The organism is Streptomyces albiflavescens (genome assembly GCF_014645835.1).
GTDB classification, from domain to species: Bacteria; Actinomycetota; Actinomycetes; order Streptomycetales; family Streptomycetaceae; genus Streptomyces; species Streptomyces albiflavescens.
In genome coordinates this window covers 598,530-618,824 of the sequence record NZ_BMMM01000002.1, presented here as the reverse complement: position 1 = coordinate 618,824, position 20,295 = coordinate 598,530, and the positions used below count along the sequence as shown (strand labels likewise).

Here is a 20,295-nt window from a genome sequence, read left to right as displayed (position 1 = left end):
GCCGTCAGCCGACCGCAGCGGACGTACGGCTCACGCCGCGCGCCGCGCCCCCAACACCCGCCGGGCCACCCGCCGCAGCCGTGAAAAACGCGTGGTGCGCGGCTTGAAGCCCTCGATGGTGACCGTCTCGCGAGTCGTCGGTACGTACCAGCTGTCCGGGATGCCGGCGCTCGGGTCACGGAAGTGCGGGTAGGCGAGGAAGGCCTTGCGGCCGCGGGACTCCAGCAGGACCTCGGGAGCCTTCTTCGCCTTGATGAACTCCAGTACGTCGACAAGGAGATCGCCCCGGCCCTGCGCCACGAGGTGCAGGCGCAGCCGCTCGTGGACCTTGAGGCGCGAGGCGACACCCTCGTGCCAATAGGCGTCCAACATGGGCTTGGCCAGCTCCAGTCTGTGGCGCCGGACCTTCTCGCTCTGCTTGAGGAATCCGGGGCCGAACTGCGGGAGCAGGGTGATGAGTAACGGGCGGATCATCAGCGCGTCGCGGCGCGGACCGGCAGGCACGTGCTCGGCGATCAGGCCCATCAGGGCGCGGGCGGAGTCGAAGCGCAGGGTGTAACCCCCGCTCTTGGTCACGTGCTTGCCGTCGTCGCGCCCGACCAGGTAGTAGCACTCGTAGTCGGCGATCACGGAGACGCCGTCGGCGCGGAGGTAGGCCTCCATCGTGAACAGGGCGTCCTCGCCGGTCTGCAGTGACTCGTCGAACTGCATGCCGTGCCGCGTGAGCAGCTCGCGGCGGAAGAGCTTCTGCGCGCTGAGCGTGAACTTGATGTTCGAGGAGAAGACGTCGGTACGGGGCCGGGTCTTGCCCCACATCGACTTCGGGGCCGTCCTGTTGACCCCGACGACCTTGCCGAGCACCACGTCCGTAGCCTGCTCGTCGGCCATCGCGACCATGCGCTCCAGCGCCTCGGGGCCGAAGTAGTCGTCGGCGTCGAGGAAGAAGACATAGCGTCCGCGTGCCTTGCCCAGCCCGACGTTGCGCGGGCCGCTGGGGCCGCCCGAGTTCGGCTGTCTGATCACGGTGACGGCCATCGCCGCCCGCTCGGCGAACTTCTCCAGATACTCCCCCGTGCCGTCCGTCGACCCGTCGTCGACCGCGATCACCTCGATCCGTGCCGCGTCGAGCGTCTGGTTCTCCACGGATTCCAGGCACTTGACCAGGTACGGCATCGCTTCGTACGCCCCGATGATGACGGTCACATCAGGTTGCGTCACATTTCCCCCTCGTAACGGGAAGTGTCACTGGAACATTTCCCCCTTATCACCTCAATCGCTACCTAGAAGACGACTGAAAGTACGTACGGGTTGCCCGCAGCCGCTCACTTAGTGACCCAGCTCACAGGAAATGGCGGGTGGTCTCACAGTGAAGGCTGGCAGAAGCACGTAAGAGAAAACGTGAGAAGCGTAAGAAATGGGCATGACCCCGAGGAGTGCTCCTCGGGGTCATGCCCATGCACGCATCCGGACTCGGTCAGCCCGTGACCGACGCACCGTCCGTGTCGCCGGTCACCCGCTGGCCGGGCAACGCGGTCGCCAGGTCCACGGCGGCCGAAGTACCGCTCTCCTGGCCGAGGTTGCGCCGCTCGGCCTTCCGCGCCAGCTCCCGCACCGCGGAGTTGAACTGGTCGATCGACGCCGGCTCGTCGGGGCCGAGCAGATACCGCTTCAGCTCCTGGCGGTCGGCGTCCTGCGCGTCGGAGGCCGGGTCGGTCACCGCGGCGAGCAACTCGCCCAGCTCGCCGGCCGAGTTGGACAGGATCACGGCGGCGCGCACCGCGGTGTTCTGCCGTTTGAACTCCTCGACGCCGAGCTCCGCGGAGTCCGTGACCGCGTACGGCTTGCCGCTCGCGATGAAGTCGGAGACCACGCTGGAGATGTCCGAGACCATCGCGTCGGAGACGTTGAAGCAGTCGTACAGGCGCGGCTCGGCGCCCGTGATGACGCGGTGCTCCGCGGTGCCGAAGGAGCGCCAGTACGCGTCGTTCCACTCGGCGCGCAGCCGGGCAACCTCGGCGTGCCGCGCCGCGTCGACCATGCCGTCGCGGGTGGCCTCGGCCTCGTCGCCCGCCTCCGCGGAGCCGGACAGCTCGGCGATGCGGCCCTCGATGCGGGCCAGCTCGGCCTTGGCCGCGCTCTGCGCAGCGGCGTCGGCGGCGAAGCGCTGGTCGGCGACGCGCTCGGCGGCCGCCTTCTCCACCAGCGCGGTGATCCGCTCGTGCGCGGCCTTGGCCTGCGCACTGCGGGTGCCGGTGAAGGGGTGCGGCTTGTAGAGGACGCGCACCGGCTGGTCGGCGGCGAGCAGCCGCTTCACGATGTTCTCGCCCGCGAGCAGGATCGAGGTGTTGCCGGGGTTGTCGTCCCAGCCCTCCCACGTGGGGGCGTACAGGATGGTGGGGATACGGCCCTCGGGCACGCCCTGCCAGGACTGGATCGGGGCGAGCTGCGGGCGGCCGACCTCCACGATGTCGTCGTCGCGGACGCCGACATCGGCGATGGAGTAGCGGTCGCGGCCCGCGCGGCCCGCGGTCCACACCTCGTCGTACACCTTGCTGAACGGGTTGACGCTGGCGAGCTTGTCGCTGTCGCCGTGGCCGATGAAGACGTGCTTGATGGTCGGCACGCGCAGCATGTGGATGTTCTTGCCGACGTTCGCCGCGTACAGCGCGACCCGCACCGTGGACAGGTCCATGTTCATCAGGTGCACCCCTCCGGGCACGCAGATGACCGGCACGGTGGTGGGCGCCATGCGCTCCAGGATGGCGCGCTCACGGAGGATGATCAGCGGCTTGGTGTCCAGCTGCTCCATCGTCTCCAGCCACATGTTGACCTGGTACGCCGAGTCCTTGGAGCCCGAGAAGTAGAGCACCGTCTCCGGGCGGTACTCACGCAGCCAGTCGTCGACCGCCGCCAGGACCTTCTCCGCGTTCGGCGGGGTCTTCCTTCCGCGCACGAACGGGACCAGCACGGCGACGTAGCCGAAGGCCAGCACCAGCGTGACCGCGACGCCCGCGAACCCGTAGACGGCGTCGTCGGTCGCGGCGGTGAGGAGCACACCGGCGACCGCGACGAGGTCGAGGTGGAGCATCTTCTCGGCGGACCGGTGCAGCAGACGGCGCGGGGGCGCGTCCGGAATGCGGATGCGCGACCCCAGGTCGACGTTGCGGGTGGCGACGGGCATCTTGCGGCGCAGCCGGATCAGCGTGATCAGCGCGCCGTGCGGGGCCTGGAAGCCGTAGAAGGCCAGGAAGCACGCGATGGCCGCGTAGAAGACCATGCGGTCGGACATGTCCAGCCGCGCCAGCAGCAGCACGAGGAGCAGCTGCCGGATGAGGAACCTGATGGACAGACCGGCCCGCACCTTGCTGAGACGGTTGATCAGATAGCTGCCGCGCCGGTGCAGATAGTGGTCCGCCAGGTACGTCACGGCGGCCGCGGCCGCGAAGGCAGCGACGCTCGGCAGGAGCGCGGCCAGCATCAGGCAGGGGAATCCCAGCATCATGAGGGCCGCCGCAGCCAGCTCGGCCGCACTGCCCACCCGTGCAACGCGAATAGCGGTGGAAATCACGGAGAAACCTGCTCCTGAGGGGTGAGTGCCGGTTTGGTAGTAAATGTGAATGAAAGGCAAAAAAGAGAACTTTACGGATTCAGGCCTCTGTGAATGCGCGGCAAATGCGCAGACACAGAGGCCTGAATTCCAGAAAGCTATTAGCTGATTATGCCACGCCGTCCTGGCGATCCAGGACGCTGGCCAGGGCCGCCTCGAATCCGGAGGCCTTGCCCGCGCCCGCCGTCGGGTCCTGCTGGCGGACGTCGATGACATGGCCGGTGAGCTCGGAGAGGAGGACGTCGAGCGAGGTGCGCGCCACGGCCTCGGAGGACAACAGCGAACCCGCGGGCTCCTGGCCGAACGCCTTGGTGCGCATCGGCGTCGCGGTGCGCTCGGGGTTGATGCAGTTGACGCGGATGCCGTCGCCGGCCCACTCGTCGGACAGCGCCTGAGTGAGGTTCACCATGGCGGCCTTGGTGGAGGAGTAGAGGCTGTACTCGGCGCGGCCGCGGGTGTAGCTGCTGGAGGTGTAGAGCAGCAGCTGCCCCTTGGACTCGGCCAGGTACTTGTACGAGGAGCGGGCGATCTGCACCGGGGCCAGGTAGTTGACCTTCAGCGCTTCCTCGATGGTCGCGTTGTCCGTCTCGGCGAGCTTGCCGATGCGCAGCACGCCCGCGGTGTTGATGACGTAGTCGATGCGCCCGGTCTCGGCGTACGCCGCGGACAGCGCGTCGTCGACCTCCTCCGGGTTCTCGACGTGCGTGCCGGTGGTCGAGCGGCCCAGCGCGTACGTCTTCGCGCCGTAGCCCTCGGCGAGTTCGGCGATGTCCTTGCCGATGCCGTACGAACCGCCGAAGACCACCACGGTCTTGCCGGTGAGCAGCTCGCGGTAGGCCTCCTCGTCGGCCTGCTCGGGCGCGGCGGTGGAGGCGAGTTGGAAGAGCTTGTCGGCGATGAAGACATCGACGGGCTGAGTGACCTTCATGTTGTACTCGTCACCCGCGACGACGTGGATCGGCACGTCCGGCAGGTACTTGAGTACGACGGAACAGTCGTCCGTGGCCTGGAAGTTGGGGTCGCCGGCGGCGACCTCGTAGGCACGGCGGATGGTGGACAGCTTGAACGCCTGAGGCGTCTGGCCGCGGCGCAGCCGGGAGCGGTCCGGGATCTCGGTGATGAACTCGCCGTCCTCGCCGTGCGTGCGGGTCACGATGATCGTGTCCGCGGACGGGATGGCGACGTCAACGGCCTGGTAGCGCTCAAGGGCCGTGACGCAGTCGTCTATGACGCGCTCGGACAGCAGCGGGCGCACGGCGTCGTGGAACAGGACGTTGCGGTCCTCACCCTCGGCCAGCCCCTCCCCCAGGGCGCTGATGGCGCGCTCGGTGGTCTCGTTTCGCGTCGAGCCGCCCTCGATCACCTTGGTGACCTTCTTCAGCCCCGCCTTCGCGACGATCTTCTCGACGTCCGGCACATAGCCGGGGGCCATCAGCACGATGATGTCGTCGATGGAGTCGGCGCGCTCGAAGGTGGTCAGCGTGTGCTCGATGACCGCCTTGCCGGCGATCTTCAGCAGCTGCTTCGGAATCGACAGACCCACGCGCTGACCGGTCCCGCCGGCCAGGATCACTGCGGTGGTACGGGGCTTGGCAAAGTGCTCAGACACAGGTGACCTACCTTGGGGCGACAGGGAACCTGGGAATGGTCCCACTTACGGTTACTGCCATGCAAGGTGAGCGCTGTCTGCTGCATATGTGCGCGCAACCGGTTATTCACCTTGCATGCAGGCGACTTTCGGGAAACCGGACCGGATTGTCCGGATTTGCTGTGAGTAACTGCACACGTTTCTTGTACGTGTTCTCCTCTTGCACGTGTTCTCCTCAGCTCCGCTTGAGGCGCTTGAGCACACGGTGGCCGAGGACCCTGACGAGTTCCCTGGACGCCGTCTGGTGAACCGTGCGAGCGGCAGGGCGCGCGGGGGCCTCGGCCGCCACAACGAGCGCCCCGTACAGCGCGTGGGCCGCCACCTCCGGATCGATGCGCGCAGGCTCCGGCTCCGTGCTCGCCGACGCGGGTACGACGGAGAGCAGCGCCGGATCGCCGAGGACCCGTACGCCCATGGTGCCGATCCGCTCGGCCATCTCCGCGCCGATGCCGGCCGCCGCCTCCAGGGCCCAGGTCGGGGTGGTGATCCGTGCGTCGTCCGGCGCGGGGCGGCAGGTGTTCTTCATATGCATGACCGCGCCGTTGCGCACCAGCTTGGAATACAGCTCGTCGGGCAGGCCATTGCCGCGGAATTCCATGTTGAGTTTCCGGAGCATTTCGGCCTCGGCGAGCGTGAGGGAACGGTTCGCCGTGTCCGGCACCTCCACCAGAAGACCGTCGGGCAGCCCGAGGAGGAATTCGAAGGTGCGCATCAGACCGCCGCGGTCCCCGTCGTCGACCACGACGACAGTGATGTTCTCCGCACCGACGACCCGCGTCCAGCGCTCCACGAGCCGGTCGTGGCGGTGCCGGCGCCAGAAGCTCGGGTTGGGCTTCTCGTACGGGGCCTTGCGCAGCATGTGGTCGAGCCAGTCCTCGTACCCCATGCGGAGACCGTTCTGCACGTACTGCTGCCACTGCGAGGGCATGATCTTCGCCAGCGGGCGCAACGTGATCAGGACGTGCACCCGGTCCCGGCCCAGGTCGTCGACGATCCGGGCGATGGTCTCGTCGTCGGGCGCGTCCGCGAAGAACTCGCTGCTGATCACCGAGGTGCGCCTCCCGGTGGCGCGCAACGCGTCCAGGAGCCGCCCCCAGTGCCCCTCGGTGGGCCGGGCGTCACCCATCATGCCGGGCCGGGCGCAGACCGCGAGGGCGGCTTCCATGGGGTGCCTGCTGTGCGCGGGGAAGACGACGTCGTGCTCGGCCATCGCGTCCTTCGCGGCGAACAGCGCGCCCTGGATCGACGTGGTCCCGGTCTTGTGCGGGCCTATGTGCAGCAGCCGGGTGCCGGCGGGCAGGGGCTGCAACCCGGGGCCGGCGGGCATCGGCTGCACCCAGGGGTCGGCGGGCGGGGGCGCGGGTGCAGCCGTCTCAGCGGCTGTCGTCTGGCGGGTCGAACAGTCGGTCTCCATGGTAAGAGGACGTTAAGGAGCATTCCTGAGCGCAGACTGAGAAAGCCCTGGGACTCCTGTGAGTCCCAGGGCGTCACTCGGGGTTGAGCGTCGGTTCACTCGAGCCGTAAGCCCGGCTCAGGTACGCGCCCCACCGTCATACGAGCCGTACGTCCGGCTCACGTACGCGCCCCACCGTCATACGAGCCGTACGCCCGGCTCACGTACGCGCCCCACCGTCATACGAGCCGTACGCCCGGCTTCCCCGCCTCGACCCGCAGCCGGGCCAGCGTGCTGGAGGCGGCGTCCGGCTGCAGCACCGTCTCCGGGACGCGCACCTGGGCGTCGATGCCGTCACGGCGGATGTCGAAGAGGTGGTAGCCGCGGTGGGCGTCGATGAACTTCCAGTGCGGGTTGTCCGCCATCCGCGGGTCCCACTCCTTGTGGAAGGCTGCTTGGTCCTGGTCGCCGCCGCTGGAGATGGAGGTGCCGACGAACTCGGCGCCGACGACGTCGGAGTCCGGGTCCGCGAAGTCCTCCTTGAGGTCACTGATCATCGTGAGGTGCCGGTCGCCGGTCAGGACGACCGGATTGCGGATGCTCGCGAACTCCTCCATCAGGGCGTTGCGTTCGACCTGGTAGCCGTCCCAGGCGTCGTAGTACCAGAGCTTGCCCTCGCCGACCTGGAGGTCGGTCTCGGCCATCATGATCTGCGAGGCGATCAGGTTCCAGCGGGTCGGCGACTTGTACAGGCCATCCAGCAGCCAGTCCTTCTGCTCGGCGCCGAGCATGGTGAGCGAGGGGTCCTCGGCGCCGTCCTGGCTGGTCGCCTGGTTGCTGCGGAACTGCCGAGTGTCCAGCACGTTCAGACGGGCGAGGCGCCCGAAGTCGAGCCGACGGTACATCTGGATGTGCGGCCCGTTCGGGATCGCGGTGGCCCGGACCGGCATGTGCTCGTAATACGCCTGGTAGGCGGCGGTCAGCCGGGCCACGAAGGCGTCGTGCGACTGCTTGTCGGGGTCCTGCGGGATCTCGCCGGCGAAGTCGTTGTCGACCTCGTGGTCGTCGAAGGTGACCACCCAGGGGGCATGGGCGTGCATCGCCGCGAGGTGCGGATCGGTGCGGTACTGCGCATAGCGGTTGCGGTACTGGACGAGGGTGTACGGCTCGTCGCTGCCCTCGTGCTTGCGTACGGCGGTGGCTGCCGGCTTGGACTCGTAGATGTAGTCGCCGACGAAGAGGACGAAGTCGGGGTCCTGGTCGAGCATGTCGGCGTACGGCGTGAAGTAGCCGTTCTGCCAGTTCTGGCAGGAGGCGAGCGCGAACCGCAGGGAGCCGCCCGAGCTGTGCGGGTACGGGGCGGTGCGGGTGCGGCCGGTCGGCGAGAGCTGTCCTTCGGCACGGAAGCGGTACCAGTACGCGCGGTCGGGGCGCAGCCCGCGGACGTCGACGTGCACGCTGTGTCCGTACTCGGACCGCGCCTGGGCGGTGCCGCGGCGCACCGGCTTCCGGAAGCGGCTGTCCTCGGCGATCTCCCAGTCCACCGAAACCGTGCGGTCGGGCATGCCGCCGCCGTTCAGCGGGTCGGGAGCGAGGCGGGTCCACAGCACGATGCCGTCGGGCAACGGGTCACCGGAGGCGACACCGAGCGTGAACACGCCGTCGGGCAGCGGTGTTTCGGCCGCGCGCGCGACGCTGGGCAGCCACAGCTGGGCGGAGGCGGCGGCGCCGAGCACGGCGGCCCCTGCGGTGAGAAAGCGGCGTCGATCGCTTGAGATTGCTCCGGTCATCGGCGAACTCCCTTGCGTCGGTGGCCCCTTGAACACCGGGAAGCTCACACGGCGCAGCAGCCCGCTCGTTGAACAGAACGCATCCTAGGCATGACAAATGCACGAGCAACCAACGACCCGCCGCGACACGGAGATTTTGACTGAAACCGAGTGAGTTCTGGCGAAACTCCCCCACGTCGCGACGGGCTTGAAGGTGCGTCAGCGGGCGAAGCCCTGGCCCATCCGGGCGCCCGTCGCAACGGTGTTCAGCGCGCCCGCGCCGAAGGTGTACGAGCCCCAGGCGCTTCTGCGGGTGCTCATGTCGGGCGCCTCCTGAAGTTCAGGGGGTGTACGGGTGCGGGGGCGCGACCCAGCACGCCGTCCGCGCCGGCGAGGAGTCGGTTCGGGAGCGTCACACCGAGTTCGGCACCGCTCGCGGCGCGCCGAGGACGCGGGCACCGAAGGCGAAGGAGCTCTTGGCCGTGGCCCCGGCAGAGGTGGCGCGGAACACCGGGACGGCGGCGTCGGCTCCGGAGACATCGCGCGCCGCGGCGAGGTCCGGCTGCGCCCCGCCGTCGCCGTTGTCGAGGTCGGTGAACCCGTCACCGTCGAAGTCGCCCCGCACACGCGTCGCGACGGGGCGGGCATGGGCGATCGGGACGGCGGTCGCGGTCGCGGCGAGCAGGACTCTCGCTACGACGGCCACGCGGCGAGGTCTCGACGGAGCGGGCTCGGACACCTCGACTCCGGGCGTCTGGAAGGCAGTTGGGCGCGAAGAGGAAGATCCTCATCCGCGCCCACTACGCCTTCCGGCCCGCTCGCTTGGTTGCCCTGTCCATGCCGTGAATTTTCCCTGGCGTTCACTTCAGGCCCGGCAGGGTTCAGCCCCTCCGGCGTTCGAGGAGCGGGGGTTTGGGGGCGGAGCCCCCAAGTGAGGGGAATGGGCAGGGGCGGAGGGGGCGAACGAACTCACCCCGAGCGCCCACCGACCCGGCCCCCTGGAGACGGCTCGAAGTCGTTTAGAACGGCTCGAAGTCGTCGTACTCCTGCTCCGCCTCGTCCCGCTCCGCCTGCTTGTCCCGGCGACGCTGGGCCGCAGGCCGCGGCGCGTCGAACCGGTGGTCCTCACCACGTCGACCGAGCATCTCCGCACCGGCCATGACCGTCGGCTCCCAGTCGAAGACGACCGCGTTCTCCTCGGGGCCGATGGCGACGCCGTCACCCGTGCGGGCACCCGCCTTCATCAGCTCTTCCTCGACACCGAGGCGGTTGAGGCGGTCGGCGAGGTAGCCGACGGCCTCGTCGTTGTTGAAGTCGGTCTGGCGGACCCAGCGCTCGGGCTTCTCGCCGCGCACGCGGAAGAGGCCGTCCTCCTCCTGGACCACGGTGAAGCCGGCGTCGTCGACCGCCTTCGGGCGGATGACGATCCGGGTCGCCTCCTCCTTGGGCTTGGCGGCCCGCGCCCGCCCGACGAGGTCGGCGAGCGCGAAGGACAGCTCCCTGAGGCCCGTGTGCGCGACCGCGGACACCTCGAAGACGCCGTAGCCACGCGCCTCCAGCTCCGGGCGGACCATCTCGGCCAGGTCCTTGCCGTCCGGAACGTCGATCTTGTTGAGGACGACGATGCGCGGCCGGTTGCCGAGGCCGCCGTACTGCTTCAGCTCCTCCTCGATGATGTCGAGGTCGGAGACGGGGTCGCGGTCGGACTCCAGCGTCGCGGTGTCGAGGACGTGGACCAGGACGCTGCAGCGCTCGACGTGTCGGAGGAATTCCAGGCCGAGGCCCTTGCCCTGGCTCGCGCCGGGAATGAGTCCGGGCACGTCGGCGATCGTGTAGACGGTCTCGCCCGCGGTCACGACGCCCAGGTTGGGGACGAGCGTCGTGAACGGGTAGTCCGCGATCTTCGGCTTGGCGGCCGACAGGACCGAGATCAGCGACGACTTACCGGCGCTCGGGTAGCCCACGAGGGCCACGTCCGCGACCGTCTTCAGCTCCAGGACGATCTCCTGCAGGTCCCCGGGCACGCCGAGCAGCGCGAAACCGGGTGCCTTGCGACGGGCCGAGGCCAGCGCCGCGTTGCCGAGGCCGCCACGGCCGCCCTGCGCGGCGACGTACGACGTGCCGTGGCCGACGAGGTCCGCGAGCACGTTGCCCGCCCCGTCGAGCACGACCGTTCCGTCCGGCACCGGCAGGATCAGGTCCTGGCCGTCCTTGCCGGAACGGTTGCCGCCCTCGCCGGGCTTGCCGTTGGTGGCGCTGCGGTGCGGCTTGTGGTGGTAGTCGAGCAGCGTGGTGACGGACTGGTCGACGACCAGCATCACGTCACCGCCACGGCCGCCGTTGCCGCCGTCGGGGCCGCCGAGCGGCTTGAACTTCTCCCGGTGAACGGAGGCACAGCCGTGGCCTCCGTTACCCGCGGCGACATGCAGCTCGACGCGGTCCACGAAGGTGGTCATGGGGGTGCCTCCAGCACTTCGGTTACATCGGATACTTCGGTTGCGTACGGAATGTCCTGCGCACGGACGCGCACGCACACGTACGCACGCGTACGGACGCGTACGGACGCGTACGAAATGGTCTTCCGTACGGAATGTCTCTTGCGTAACACGCGAAAGGCGGACCCGCCTTCCCGATCGGGAAGTGAGGTCCGCCTCGCGAAGAACTCTGTTCTACGGAGCCTGTGTCCTAAGGGGGACTGAATCAGGCGACCGGAACGATGTTCACGACCTTGCGGCCACGGTGAGTACCGAACTCCACCGCACCGGCGTCAAGGGCGAACAGCGTGTCGTCCTTGCCACGGCCGACGCCGTTGCCCGGGTGGAAGTGGGTACCGCGCTGGCGGACCAGGATCTCACCGGCGTTGACGACCTGACCGCCGAAGCGCTTCACGCCGAGCCGCTGAGCATTGGAGTCGCGACCGTTCCGAGTGGACGATGCGCCCTTCTTGTGTGCCATCTCTCCTCAGTCCCTTACTTCGCAGCCGCGGGGATCTCAGTGACCTTGATCGCCGTGTACTGCTGGCGGTGGCCCTGACGACGGCGGTAGCCGGTCTTGTTCTTGTAGCGAAGGATGTCGATCTTCGCGCCCTTGTGGTGGTCCACGACCTCGGCCTGGACCTTGATGCCGGCAAGGACCCACGGGTCGCTCGTCACAGCATCGCCGTCGACAACGAGCAGGGTCGAGAGCTCGACCGTGTCGCCAACCTTGGCAGTGGAAATCTTGTCAACCTCAACGATGTCGCCGACAGCAACCTTGTGCTGGCGACCACCGCTGCGCACGATGGCGTACACGCGGATCTCTCTCTCGCTCGGAACGGAATCCCCGCAGTCCAGCCGCGCGCTTGCGCGAACGGCCTCTCCCGAAGCGCCGAGCGCCGGGAGGAAGAGGTTTACGGGAATGCGGCGCGTCTATGGACACGCCGACGGTCAAGGTTACGGGGCCACGACCGAAAGGGTCAAACCAGGTCGGGCCCCGCCGGTGTGCCACCGGTCACGCCGACGCCCCCTGTCCCGCGGATGCGCGGAACAGGGGGCGTCGATCGAGCCGGTCTCCGGAGCGCTCGCGCGCTCCGGAGACAGTGACTCAGCCCTCGTCGGTGACTCAGCCCTCGTCGGTCGAAGCCGAGACGGAGGACAGGGCCTGCTCCGCCGCCGCGGTCTTCTTCGCCGTCGCCTTGGTGGCCGCGGCCTTCTTCGCGGTCGCCTTCTTCGCGGCCGTCTTCTTGGCGGCCGTCTTCTTGACCGCGGTCTTCTTGGTGGCGGCCTTCTTCGCCGTCGCCTTCTTCGCCGTCTTGCGGGCGGCCGCCTTCTTGGCGGCGGCCGGAGCCTCGGACTCGGGCGCCTCGGCGACCTGCTCGGCGGCAGGCTCGACGACCTCGACGCTCTCCACGGACGCCGCCGCCGACGGGACGACCACGACGGCGGCCTCCTCGGACGCGGTGGGCGCGGTGGCCTTGCGGACGGCGCGGCGGCGTGGACGGGCCGGGGCGGCGCTCTCTGCGGGCGCCTCGACGACCTGCTCGGCGACAGGCTCGACCACGGGCTCGGGCTTCGGCTCGACGACCTCCGAGACGGCCTCCGGCACGGAAACCGGCTCGGTCACCGTCACCACGGCCTCATCCACAGCCTTCGGCGAACCGGCCGGGGCCGACACCTTGCGGGTCGCCCGACGGCGCGTACGGCCCTTGGGAGCGGCCTCCTCCTGTACGGGGGCCTCGACCGGGGCCTCCACGGGCGCCTCGACGACCGGGTCCTCGACCGCGACGGGCTCGGACTCGGCGGCCTCCCGCGACCTGAGGGCCCGCTCGGCGCGCTCCTCGCGCTTCGTCGGGGGACGCCCCTCGGCCTTCGGCGCACCGGCCGGGGCCGACGCACGCCGGGTCGCCCGGCGCCGCGAACGGCCACGGGTGGCCGCGGCCTCCGCCTCGGCGGCGCTGCCGTACAGCTCCTCGTCCGGCGCGAACTCGGGCGCGGGCAGCGCGGTGGGCTCGGCAGCCTCGGCGGCCACCTCGGCCTCCGTCTCCACCTCGATGACCTCGGCGGCCTCGGCTGCCTCGGCGGCCTCGGTCGTCTCCGTGGCCACGGCCTCGTGCTCGTGCTCGAGCGGCTGCTCGGCACCGCCACGGCCGCGCTTCTTGCGCTTGCCGCCGCCTCCGACGGAGGTCGGCTGCTCCATGTGCACGATGACACCGCGGCCGTTGCAGTGGACGCAGGTCTCGGAGAAGGACTCCAGCAGGCCCTGGCCGACGCGCTTGCGCGTCATCTGCACCAGGCCCAGCGAGGTGACCTCGGCTACCTGGTGCTTCGTACGGTCCCGGCCCAGGCACTCCAGCAGGCGCCGCAGCACCAGGTCCCGGTTGGACTCCAGGACCATGTCGATGAAGTCGATGACGACGATGCCGCCCAGGTCGCGCAGCCGCAGCTGGCGCACGATCTCCTCGGCCGCCTCCAGGTTGTTCCTGGTCACGGTCTCTTCGAGATTGCCGCCCTGACCGGTGAACTTGCCGGTGTTGACGTCGACCACGATCATGGCCTCGGTCTTGTCGATCACCAGCGAACCGCCGCTGGGCAGCCAGACCTTGCGGTCCAGCGCCTTCATCAGCTGCTCGTCGATCCGGTACGTCGCGAAGACGTCGACCTCGGAGGTCCACTTCGACAGCCGGTCGGCCAGGTCGGGCGCGACATGGGAGACGTACCCGTGGATGGTCTCCCACGCCTCGTCGCCGCTGACGATGACCTTGGAGAAGTCCTCGTTGAAGATGTCGCGGACGACGCGGACGGTCATGTCCGGCTCGCCGTAGAGCAGCGTGGGAGCGTTGCCGTTCTTCGCCTTCTTCTGGATGTCCTCCCACTGCGCCTGCAGTCGCTCGACGTCGCGGCGCAGCTCGTCCTCACTCGCGCCCTCGGCGGCGGTGCGCACGATGACGCCCGCGTCCTCGGGGACGATCTTCTTGAGGATGGTCTTCAGGCGCGCGCGCTCGGTGTCGGGCAGCTTGCGGCTGATGCCGGTCATCGAGCCCTCGGGCACGTAGACCAGGTAGCGGCCGGGGAGGGAGACCTGGCTGGTGAGGCGGGCGCCCTTGTGGCCGATCGGGTCCTTGGTGACCTGCACGAGGACCGACTGGCCGGACTTCAGCGCGGACTCGATGCGGCGCGGCCCGTTGGCCATGCCCAGCGCCTCGAAATTGACCTCACCGGCGTAGAGCACGGCGTTGCGGCCCTTGCCGATGTCGATGAAGGCGGCCTCCATCGACGGCAGCACGTTCTGGACCTTGCCCAGGTAGACGTTGCCGACGTACGAGGTCGACTGCTCCTTGTTGACGTAGTGCTCGACGAGCACGTTGTCTTCCAGGACGCCGATCTGCGTGCGCTCGCCGCTCTGGCGGACGACCATCACGCGCTCGACGGCCTCGCGGCGGGCCAGGAACTCGGCCTCGGTGATGATCGGGACGCGGCGACGGCCCTGCTCGCGCCCTTCACGACGACGCTGCTTCTTGGCTTCGAGGCGGGTCGAGCCCTTGATGGACTGCACCTCGTCGGACGGGTGTTCGTCCTTCTTGCTGCGGGGCTCGCGAACCTTCACGACGGTGCGCTCGGGGTCGTTCTCGCCGGGCTCGACATCGGTGCCGGAGTCACCGGCGCGACGACGGCGACGACGACGGCGACGGCTGCTGCTGGAGCCGGAACCGCCCGACTCCTCGTGCTCCTCCGCCTCCTCGGCGTCTTCCTCGGCCTGCTCGGCGGTGTCCTCTGCGTCCTGCGCGGCCTGCTCGGCGGCGTACTCGTCCTCGCCCGCCTCGGCGTCCGACTCGGCGGACTCGCCACGGCGACGGCGACGGCCGCCACGACGGCGACGGCGACGGGAGCCCGCGGACTCCTCCTCGCCCTCGTCACCCTCGACGACGTCCTCCGCGGATTCAGTGGACTCGGCGGCTTCCTCGACCTCGTCGGCGGCCTCCGCGGGCACGGCCGCGGGCTCCTCCTCGACGGCCCGGCGACGACGGCGCCGGCGCGGGCCGGTCTCCTCCTGGACGACCTCGGGGGCCTCGACGGGCTCGGTGACCTCCGCGGCCTCCTCCGCCGCCTCGGCGGCAGCCGCGGCGGCAGCACGCTCGGGCGTCTGAAACATCGGCTCGGTGAACACGGGCGCCTGGAACATGGCGACGGCCGGACGCTTGGGCCGCTGCGCGGACTCGGCCTCCTTCGGCGCAGGCGCGGAGAAACCGACGGCGGCCTTGCGGGTGGCACGGCGGCGGGTACGCCGCGGTGCGCCGTCCCCGGCGGCCTCGGTCTCGGCGTCCTCGGTGCTCTCGACAGGCTTGTTCTCGCTGGTCACGGGCGCCTCCACACGCTCGTCGGCGGCGTCGCCCTCGGGCGCGCCGGCGGGTGCGGAGACGCGCCGGGTGGCGCGACGACGGGTGGTGCGGCGGGGTGCAGCTTCCTCGACGGCGGCGGGGGCCTCGGACTCGGCGGACACGTCGGCGCCCGTCGGCTCCTCGACGGCCTCAGCCGTCGCTGCGGCCTCAGGGGCCTCGGCGGCCTCGACGATCTCGGCCGCCTTGGGCGCCCCGGTCGGCGCGGAGGCGCGACGCGTCGCACGACGACGCGTACGACCGGCGGGCGCGGCCTCCTCCACGACGGCGGGGGCAGCGGTCTCGGCGGGGGTCTCTTCGACCTCGGCCGCGACCTCGGCCTCGGCCGGAACCGCGGGCACCACGGTCTCCGCGGCCTCGGCCGTCACCGGCGCACCGGCGGGCGCGGACGCCCGGCGGGTGGCACGACGACGGGTACGACGCGGGGCGGCTTCCTCGGCCTCGGCCGCGGGCGGCTCCGGCGTCTCCTCAAGCGCGGCGGTCTCTTCGGCCTCACCGACAGCGGCGGTCTCTTCGGCCTCAGCCGTCACTGCGGCCTCACCGGCAGCGGTGGTCTCAGCCGTCACTATGGCCTCACCGGCCTCTTCTGTCTCGACGACCTCGGCGTGCACGGAGGTCTCGTCCTGCGCGAGGTCGGCGGACGCCACGGCCGGTATGGCCGGCGCGGTGGTCTCGGCCGCGGCCTCGGAGGCGGCGGTCGGCGGACCTGCGGGGCGCGACGCTGCACGGCGGCGGCGCCGCGGCGGCAGGGTGTCGCTCGGGGAGTTGTTGTTCTCGGAACCCTCAGTGGGTTCGGTCGGCTCGAGCATGCGGGTGGATCTCCCGTCAGGCTCCCGGGCGCCGCGCCTGGTCCGGCGGTGCCGGTGACGTCCGCGGCTCGCGCGATGCGCGGTGCCGCCGTCCGGGGCGCGGGCGCCGCACGGGAGCTCTCTGTGTCCTGTCTCACCGGTTCCGTACACCATGTGTGCGTACGGCCTGGCGAAAGTCTTGTGGTCGGTGCGCTGCCCGACCCAGGTGGCTCCCGGATACGAGGGCGGCGCTACGACATCTGTCCTTACGCGGGACCTTCCTTACGCCGGCGCCTTCGCGGCGGCAGATGCGGCGACCGCCTCTTCGTGAGAGGGCGGGACGGCCGTGACTGCCTCGCGGTCGGGCGCGAGCGGGTCGGTCACCGTGCCGGTCTCTTCATCGAACAGCCCCTGCGCCAGCCTGGTCACCGCTGCGGCGACCGGCGGCGCCAGGTCGGCCACGGCGCGAAGACCGGACAGGACGTCGTCGGGTCGTACGGCAGGCGTCACGTGCCGAACAACCAGCCGCAGTATCGCACAGGGCTGGTCGGTCGGCCTATCAGCCTGTGGACTCTGCGTCTCGCTGTGCGTCTCAAGGCTTGCTACGGCGCTGCGGGCGTCGAACGTCCGCATGCCGTTCTTCGTCTTGCGCTGGACCTCGACGACATCGGCCGCCTTGAAGGCCGCGATCGCGCGCTCCGCGTCCGCCGGGTCCACGCCGTCCAGGCGCAGCTCCCACACGGAAGCGGTGAGCCGGTCGGCGAGACCCGAGGTGCGGGCCTCGACCGCGTCGATGATGTCGAGCCCTTGGGGCAGCGACTCGTCGAGGAGCTCGCGCAGCTTGTCCGGGTCACGCGTCTCGGTGAGCGCGATCTCCAGAAACTCCGCCTCACTGCCCGTGCCGGTGGGTGCGGCATTGGCGTACGACACCTTCGGATGCGGCGTGAACCCCGCCGAGTACGCCATGGGCACCTCGGCACGGCGCAGCGCACGCTCGAAGGCGCGCTGGAAGTCACGGTGGCTGGTGAACCGGAGGCGGCCGCGCTTGGTGTAGCGCAGTCGGATGCGCTGCACCGCGGGTGCGGGCGGCGGGCCTTCGGGCTGTCGCTTGCCCAGTGTCGTTCAGTCCTTCGTGAGAGCCGTCGTACTGCTACCTAGAGTACGTGTCTCGCCGGGCTTCGGTTCCCGGCGGGGCTTCGCCAAAAGCACCCGTTCCGGCTCGCGCGGGGCGCCGAAGAGCATCCGCCGGAAGTCGGCGCGGGCCTGCCGGGCGGACTCGCGGGCGGCGGCCAGGGCCTGCCGTGTCGCCCGTCCCACGCTGCGCGCGGCCTCGGCGGCGGGCTTCAGGACCGTGTCGCGAATGACGTGCCCGACGGGGGTCAGCACGGCCTGGTACACCCAGCGCACCGGCTCCACGAAGATCCACCGGAAGAGTCGCCCGAGGAACCGCCCGACGGCGAGCGAGATGTGCCCGGCGACGCGCCAGGCGTGCCCCAGAGCCTCGCCGATCTCCCTGCCGATGACGGCGAGCACGCGTCCGACCGGCACGAGCACCCACCGCCATACGGCGAGCGCGGGCAGCACCAGCAGGATGCGCAGCGTCCAGTAGATCGCCGCACCGATCCCGGTGAAGATCATCCGTACGAGCCACACGAGACCGTGCGCCAGCCAGGCGATCCCCCTGCCGACAGGCGCGAGGACCCACGCGTACAGCCACTGAGCCGGTATGACGATCAGATACCGTGCCAGCCAGGCGACAGCGGTGTACACCCCGATGCCGACGGCCGCGAGCACCAGCCCGATGCCCTTGAACAGCCAGGCGATCGCGTGCCCGACGGGCGTCAGCACTCGTGCGTACACCCAGCCGAGCCCGACCGCGATGCCGCCGAACACCAGGGCGAGGCCGGCACCGATCACCCGCGCCGCCCAGGCGAGAGCGGCCCAGACCCCCCGCACGACCCACGCGATCGCGTGCCCGATGGGCGTCAGCACCGTCCGGTACAGCCACAGCGCGGGTACGACGAGCAGCACATGCCCGAGCCATGCCAGCACCCTGCCGAGCGGCACGAGGACGTACCGCCACAAGGCCACCCACGGCCAGACGAACACCGCCCACGCCGCCAGGGCCAGCGCCCGCCCCACCGGCCGCAGCACGGTGTCCCGCAGGAACCGTCCGCCCACGACCAGCGCGTCCCACACCATCCGCACCGGCACGACCAGGACGAGCACCACGATCCGCACGGGAATGCGGATCGCGACGGCGAGGCACCCCTCGGCCTGCGCCACGGGCCTCTCAGCAGGCGCCTTTTCCAGATCCATACCTGCGTAGACGCGTCAGCAGCCGCGATGGATGCGATCCGTGGACACCCAGTACCTGAGCTTCCCGTCCCGCTCGTCCTCGAACTGCCCGCCGACCGCCTCGATCACCTTGCGGGACCCGACGTTCGTGGTGTCGCAGGTGACCAGCACACGGTCGAGCCCAAGGGCACGGGCGTACGGCAGCACGTCCCGGAGCATCGCCGTGGCGTGCCCCCTCCGGCGGGCGCTCGGCCGTACCCCGTATCCGATGTGCCCGCCGACCTCGAGCAGCGAGGGTGTCAGCCGGTGCCGTATCTGAATGCGCCCGAGGTAGGAGTCCCCGTCCACGTACCAGTACCAGCCGGCGGGCACGAACCCCTCCGGGCGGCGCCCCTCCTCCAGCTCCTCCTCACGGATCGCGGCGACGTACCGCGCGAAGCCGTCCGGCTCGTGCCAGGTGCCCCCGTACACGTCCAGCTCCCGCTTGAGGGTGTCGCCGAAGAACTCCCCCTCGGCGACGTTCTCTTCCACGGCCTCCAGAAAGGAGGCCCGATAACGGACATGAGGCGTCGTCAGCTGTGGCATGGGGGCAGTGTGCCGGGGCGACCGCTGTGCGCGCAGGCCTTATTTCTTCGTGGCCCTGGCCGCCTTCGCGACGTTGGAGAACGTGGCGGCCCTGCCGACCCGGGAGGCCTTCGGCCTGCTGCGGCCGTCATGGTGGTATGCGCCGGAACCGCAGGTACTCGCCCACGCGGGAGTGAGCCTCAACGGTGCCCGATCGGCCTCACGCGAACCCAATGGGGCACCGATGGGCAAAAAATGACCCATCGGCACGTATCAGTTAGTCCGATACGTGGATAGTCATGAGCATTTCCGACCGAATATGCCATTTCATCCCCTCGCTCACGTCAAGCTCTCACCCAGCTTCGGGGAATCCCCCGGGACAGGCTGAATGCAAGGAGTACGTAGATGAGTCCTGAGTACAGGACGCGTTCGTTGCTCGGGCCGCTGGCGCGAGACAGGTTCAAGAAGGCCGGAATGGTGGCCTCGCTCGGAGTGGTCCTGGTGGCCGGCGTGGCCAGCCCTGCCACCGGCGCGGTGCGGGCCATGACCCACCACACGTCCGTGGCGAGCCGCTACGGCGGCGACCAATGCAAGGACGACCACTCGACCAAGCACGGCCGCCTCACGTCCGCCGTGGGCGCCTACGGCGACGACGGCAAGGACAACGGCAAGGACAAGGACAAGTGCAAGGGCGCGACCGGCCCGACCGGCCCCAAGGGCGACACGGGCAACACCGGCCCTACCGGCCCTAAGGGCGACACGGGCAACACCGGCCCGACCGGCCCCCCCGGCACCGGCACGCCGGGCCCGAAGGGCGACACGGGCAACACGGGCGCGACGGGCAACACGGGTGCGACGGGGCCGTGCTCCGACATCGACGCCTTCCAGCCCCAGGGCAACTTCGAGCTCCGGGCCGCGCTGACCGGCGGAATCTTCTACGCGGGCATCCGTGACCCCGCATCGACGGGGTCGATCCGCTGGACCGACCTCAGCAACAACCCTGGGTACCCCCAGGGTGGTACGGACAAGGAGGGCCGTCCCATCGGCTTCCCCTGTGGGGCTGCGGTCTCCGAGCATCAGACGGCGGAGGGCGTCAAGTTCGAGACCATCACAGACACGGGACGGGTCTACGAGATCACGTGTGCCGAGAGCGGTGGCAACCCGCAGGCGCTGGTGTGCGACGACAACCCCTGGGCCCAAGTGACCTTCCAGCCGGTCGCCGGCGCCGACAACGGCGGGGCCCCGGCTGGGTGATCTGCGAATAGGGCGCAAACGGGGTGTCCGGCGGGCAGACCGCCGGACACCCCTTGCGGCATTCGGAGCCTCTGCCCCCCACAAGAAGACGCGGTGGGGTCGT

General features: G+C 69.9%; 14 protein-coding genes. 1 reads left to right on the top strand and 13 read right to left on the bottom strand.

The genetic code is table 11. From position 1 onward, the window contains the following. Positions 1 to 30: 30 nt before the first annotated feature. The 13 genes from IEY95_RS07645 to IEY95_RS07585 form a co-directional block, all read right to left on the bottom strand. Positions 31 to 1,173 carry a glycosyltransferase family 2 protein gene (locus IEY95_RS07645; RefSeq protein ID WP_189185431.1) on the bottom strand — a complete coding sequence of 381 codons (1,143 nt, stop codon included), beginning with the start codon at positions 1,171 to 1,173 and terminating at the stop codon, positions 31 to 33. A gap of 301 nt (positions 1,174 to 1,474) precedes the next feature. Further along, on the bottom strand, positions 1,475 to 3,568 hold the full coding sequence (locus tag IEY95_RS07640) for a CDP-glycerol glycerophosphotransferase family protein (RefSeq protein ID WP_229702667.1): 2,094 nt from the start codon (positions 3,566 to 3,568) through the stop codon (positions 1,475 to 1,477). Between the two features lie 148 nt (positions 3,569 to 3,716). Continuing rightward, positions 3,717 to 5,216 carry a bifunctional cytidylyltransferase/SDR family oxidoreductase gene (locus IEY95_RS07635; RefSeq protein ID WP_189185101.1) on the bottom strand — a complete coding sequence of 500 codons (1,500 nt, stop codon included), beginning with the start codon at positions 5,214 to 5,216 and terminating at the stop codon, positions 3,717 to 3,719. A gap of 214 nt (positions 5,217 to 5,430) precedes the next feature. After that, a complete protein-coding gene (locus IEY95_RS07630; protein ID WP_189185429.1) occupies positions 5,431 to 6,582 on the bottom strand; it encodes a hypothetical protein in 1,152 nt (383 codons plus the stop codon). Positions 6,583 to 6,887: 305 nt separating this feature from the next. Further along, a complete protein-coding gene (locus IEY95_RS07625; RefSeq protein ID WP_189185100.1) occupies positions 6,888 to 8,438 on the bottom strand; it encodes an alkaline phosphatase D family protein in 1,551 nt (516 codons plus the stop codon). Between the two features lie 391 nt (positions 8,439 to 8,829). Continuing rightward, on the bottom strand, positions 8,830 to 9,123 hold the full coding sequence (locus tag IEY95_RS07620) for a hypothetical protein (RefSeq protein WP_189185099.1): 294 nt from the start codon (positions 9,121 to 9,123) through the stop codon (positions 8,830 to 8,832). Between the two features lie 313 nt (positions 9,124 to 9,436). Next, positions 9,437 to 10,873, bottom strand: a complete 1,437-nt coding sequence (obgE, locus tag IEY95_RS07615; RefSeq protein ID WP_189185098.1) for a GTPase ObgE — start codon at positions 10,871 to 10,873, stop codon at positions 9,437 to 9,439. Between the two features lie 244 nt (positions 10,874 to 11,117). After that, complete coding sequence (gene rpmA, locus IEY95_RS07610) at positions 11,118 to 11,372, bottom strand: 50S ribosomal protein L27 (protein ID WP_028802588.1); 255 nt, start codon at positions 11,370 to 11,372, stop codon at positions 11,118 to 11,120. Positions 11,373 to 11,386: 14 nt separating this feature from the next. After that, complete coding sequence (rplU, locus tag IEY95_RS07605; RefSeq protein ID WP_028802589.1) at positions 11,387 to 11,707, bottom strand: 50S ribosomal protein L21; 321 nt, start codon at positions 11,705 to 11,707, stop codon at positions 11,387 to 11,389. Positions 11,708 to 12,017: 310 nt separating this feature from the next. Beyond that, a complete protein-coding gene (locus IEY95_RS07600) occupies positions 12,018 to 16,097 on the bottom strand; it encodes an Rne/Rng family ribonuclease (RefSeq protein ID WP_189185097.1) in 4,080 nt (1,359 codons plus the stop codon). 261 nt (positions 16,098 to 16,358) lie between these two features. Continuing rightward, entirely contained in the window at positions 16,359 to 17,150 is a 792-nt protein-coding gene (locus tag IEY95_RS07595) for a TIGR03936 family radical SAM-associated protein (RefSeq protein WP_189185096.1), read from the bottom strand. Positions 17,151 to 17,198: 48 nt separating this feature from the next. After that, the gene (locus IEY95_RS07590; RefSeq protein ID WP_189185095.1) at positions 17,199 to 18,395 is read right to left on the bottom strand and encodes a hypothetical protein; all 1,197 of its coding nucleotides are present in this window, start codon (positions 18,393 to 18,395) and stop codon (positions 17,199 to 17,201) included. Positions 18,396 to 18,410: 15 nt separating this feature from the next. After that, the gene (locus IEY95_RS07585) at positions 18,411 to 18,959 is read right to left on the bottom strand and encodes a GNAT family N-acetyltransferase (RefSeq protein WP_189185094.1); all 549 of its coding nucleotides are present in this window, start codon (positions 18,957 to 18,959) and stop codon (positions 18,411 to 18,413) included. Positions 18,960 to 19,343: 384 nt separating this feature from the next. Here IEY95_RS07585 and IEY95_RS07580 point away from each other — a divergent pair, with 384 nt between their 5' ends. After that, on the top strand, positions 19,344 to 20,192 hold the full coding sequence (locus tag IEY95_RS07580; protein ID WP_189185093.1) for a hypothetical protein: 849 nt from the start codon (positions 19,344 to 19,346) through the stop codon (positions 20,190 to 20,192). Positions 20,193 to 20,295 lie beyond the last annotated feature (103 nt).

Excerpts from the sequence above, each read along its gene's own strand:
- IEY95_RS07645 (WP_189185431.1), bottom strand. The coding sequence starts at position 1,173 with ATGCCGTACCTGGTCAAGTGCCTGGAATCCGTGGAGAACCAGACGCTC.
- IEY95_RS07630 (WP_189185429.1), bottom strand. The coding sequence starts at position 6,582 with ATGCCCGCCGGCCCCGGGTTGCAGCCCCTGCCCGCCGGCACCCGGCTG.
- IEY95_RS07625 (WP_189185100.1), bottom strand. The coding sequence starts at position 8,438 with ATGACCGGAGCAATCTCAAGCGATCGACGCCGCTTTCTCACCGCAGGG.
- obgE (WP_189185098.1), bottom strand. The coding sequence starts at position 10,873 with ATGACCACCTTCGTGGACCGCGTCGAGCTGCATGTCGCCGCGGGTAAC.
- rpmA (WP_028802588.1), bottom strand. The coding sequence starts at position 11,372 with ATGGCACACAAGAAGGGCGCATCGTCCACTCGGAACGGTCGCGACTCC.
- IEY95_RS07600 (WP_189185097.1), bottom strand. The coding sequence starts at position 16,097 with ATGCTCGAGCCGACCGAACCCACTGAGGGTTCCGAGAACAACAACTCC.
- IEY95_RS07590 (WP_189185095.1), bottom strand. The coding sequence starts at position 18,395 with ATGGATCTGGAAAAGGCGCCTGCTGAGAGGCCCGTGGCGCAGGCCGAG.
- IEY95_RS07585 (WP_189185094.1), bottom strand. The coding sequence starts at position 18,959 with ATGCCACAGCTGACGACGCCTCATGTCCGTTATCGGGCCTCCTTTCTG.
- IEY95_RS07580 (WP_189185093.1), top strand. The coding sequence starts at position 19,344 with ATGAGTCCTGAGTACAGGACGCGTTCGTTGCTCGGGCCGCTGGCGCGA.